Annotated in this window: 1 protein-coding gene; it reads left to right on the top strand. The window is 55.8% G+C overall.

Features of this window, described 5'->3' with window-relative positions; translation table 11 throughout:
* Positions 1–1,291, top strand: a 1,291-nt coding sequence (locus RDN66_RS11000) for a glycoside hydrolase family 2 TIM barrel-domain containing protein (protein WP_154931443.1), incomplete at both ends; no start/stop codon positions are given.

Genomic DNA, 1,291 nt, shown 5'->3' with positions numbered 1-1,291 from the left:
GCTACCCGCGATGAGCGAACGCGTAACGCGAATGGTGCAGCGCGATCGTAATCACCCGAGTGTGATCATCTGGTCGCTGGGGAATGAATCAGGCCACGGTGCTAATCACGATGCGCTCTATCGCTGGATTAAATCTGTCGATCCTTCCCGCCCGGTACAGTATGAAGGCGGCGGAGCCGACACCTCCGCAACCGATATTATTTGCCCGATGTACGCGCGTGTGGATGAAGACCAGCCCTTCCCGGCTGTGCCGAAATGGTCCATCAAAAAATGGCTTTCGCTGCCTGGAGAACTGCGTCCGCTGATCCTTTGCGAATATGCCCACGCAATGGGTAACAGTCTTGGTGGCTTCGCTAAATACTGGCAGGCGTTTCGTCAATACCCCCGTTTACAGGGCGGCTTCGTCTGGGACTGGGTCGATCAATCACTGATTAAATATGATGAAAACGGCAACCCGTGGTCGGCTTACGGCGGTGATTTTGGCGATACGCCGAACGATCGCCAGTTCTGCATGAACGGTCTGGTCTTTGCAGACCGCACGCCGCATCCAGCGCTGACAGAAGCAAAACACCAGCAGCAGTTTTTCCAGTTCCGTTTATCCGGGCAAACCATCGAAGTGACCAGCGAATACCTGTTCCGTCATAGCGATAACGAGCTCCTGCGCTGGATGGTGGCGCTGGATGGCAAGCTGCTGACAAGCGGTGAAGTGCCTCTGGATGTCGCTCCACAAGGAAAACAGTTGATTGAACTGCCTGAACTACCGCAGCCGGAGAGCACCGGGCAACTCTGGCTAACGGTTCACGTAGTGCAACCGAACGCGACCACATGGTCAGCAGCCGGGCACATCAGCGCCTGGCAGCAATGGCGTCTGGCGGAAAACCTCAGCGTGACACAACCCTCCGCGCCCCACGCCATCCCGCAACTGACCACCAGCGAAACGGATTTTTGCATCGAACTTGGTAATAAGCGTTGGCAATTTAACCGGTTGTCAGGTCTTCTTTCACAAATGTGGATCGGCGATGAAAAACAACTGCTGACGCCGCTGCGCGATCAATTCACCCGTGCACCGCTGGATAATGACATTGGCGTAAGTGAAACGACCCGCATTGACCCTAACGCCTGGGTCGAACGCTGGAAGGCGGCGGGCCATTACCAGGCCGAAGCAGCGTTGTTGCAGTGCACGGCAGATACACTTGCCGACGCGGTGCTGATTACCACGGTCCACGCGTGGCAGCATCAGGGGAAAACCTTATTTATCAGCCGGAAAACCTACCGGATTGATGGAAGTGGT

The sequence above is a fragment of the uncultured Kluyvera sp. genome (assembly GCF_902485085.1).
Lineage (GTDB): Bacteria > Pseudomonadota > Gammaproteobacteria > Enterobacterales > Enterobacteriaceae > Kluyvera > Kluyvera ascorbata.
The sequence above is the reverse complement of the archived record's forward strand: the minus strand, read 5'-3'. Positions and strand labels throughout refer to the sequence as shown.